The sequence below is a fragment of the Paenibacillus sp. 01T422 genome (genome assembly GCF_056398785.1).
This window is the reverse complement of the sequence record NZ_JBFTQB010001156.1, coordinates 1-1,644: the sequence shown is the minus strand read 5'-3', so window position 1 is coordinate 1,644 and position 1,644 is coordinate 1. Positions and strand designations below refer to the sequence as shown.

Genomic DNA, 1,644 nt, shown 5'->3' with positions numbered 1-1,644 from the left:
GCCCAGATGGCGCCATCGCGTAACCGCTTAAAATATAAGACGTATTAGGTTTAACGGAAATGGCTTGTTCCACTGAAGCAGGCCCATTCCCAATGCGTACGGCATGAGTGCCCGTCTTTGCATTTGTCGATGAAATTGCTGCATCATTCCATGTTGTCCATGGGGCTAGTGCACCTGATTCAAAGTCTCCATTGCTGACGGAATCTGTCTTTTCAGCTACTGAAATATCATCACCGTAAGCATTTCCTGATCCGCTTGGATGAAAAAGATAGATCGTAGCCATTGTATTCGTTGTTCCCGTTGTAAATGTTACTTTGCCTTCCGTATAGGAAGTACTAGCAATGGGCACAGAAATATCGTCGCCACCATAATTTTTGACACCTATGTCTAGTGATTGCCCCGTAGGAGCCATCCCATATCCGCTCAATATATAGGTGGTATTAGGCTTTACTGTTATGATTTGTTCAACGGAAGCAGGGCCATCACCTATCCGCACACTGGAATTTCCATTTTTAACATTGGAACTTGAAATTCCAGCATCCCCCCACGTTGTCCATGGGCCTAAGGAACCGGATTCAAAACCAGCATTGCTTACAATCGGCATCTCAAAAGCACCAATATCAGGCGTTTGGTTATAGATGGGATTACCGAAGAAATCTTGTGTACCTGGAGCATTAATAACCATTCCTGCGTCAATAAGAGGAGAAGAAGACTGAAGTTTAAATCCGTCCAATGTGCTAAACCCATCACCTGGGTTCGGACCAACAAATTTCGGATCGGTATAAATACCATGTGGTTCTGAAATAACGGTTGAATTGTAATAAGCATTATAATCGTGGGTGGCCGAAATTGTATTGGTATAACTCAAATCCGTACAGTTAACGAAAGCATTGTTATACGCATACCTCGCTGTAATGACTCCCGTATCATTATAAAACACGTTGTTATAATACCAGAGATTATATTCAGAACCGTGGTGGGGTGCCTGTATCGGTTCATTTGCGGAGATATTATACCTTGCAATATTCGTATTTTGCGTGCCCTCCATGGTTAGCATAAAACCGCCAGCGTTTCCATGACTATAGTTATACTGAAAAAGTTGGTTGCCATTATAAAGGTCAAAATCCCAAGCCGATAAATCTCCTGCATTTGGTTTATATTGTATGTAAGCGACTTCATTCTTCTGATAGGTGATGTCATTGGATGACCAAGACCAAATTCCAGCGACAGCAACATTGTCTGCCCTATCAGCGCCATAAGTACTGACGTTTCCTTCCGCCAACCCGTTGGAAACCTGGGCGAAAAAGGCTGTGTCCCCCGCAACATGGTCAAAAACATTATTTCTGATGATGACATTGGTCGAGTAGTATTCCGGTTTATTTTGTGCATACCAGCTCCAAGCCACTTCAATACCGGTTTTCGATACGTATTTCATCGTATTGTTCTGAATCAGGATATCATTAAAATGACCCAGATCCCATGTGCCCGATGCTTCGACAACGTAACTGATTCCCCCGGTTGACTTATCTAACGTGTTGTCGTGCAAAGCCGGATTACCATCAACGTCATGAATGTAACAATTCTGAACATAAAGATGATTAAAGGTATTGGCATTATGTTTGATGCGGAAATGAACACCTACAT

1 protein-coding gene is annotated in these 1,644 nt (G+C 42.7%); it reads right to left on the bottom strand.

Annotated elements, in window-relative coordinates; genetic code table 11:
• A partial coding sequence (locus tag AC1DUA_RS36670) for a carbohydrate binding domain-containing protein (protein ID WP_477504412.1) occupies positions 1-1,644 on the bottom strand: 1,644 nt, incomplete at both ends.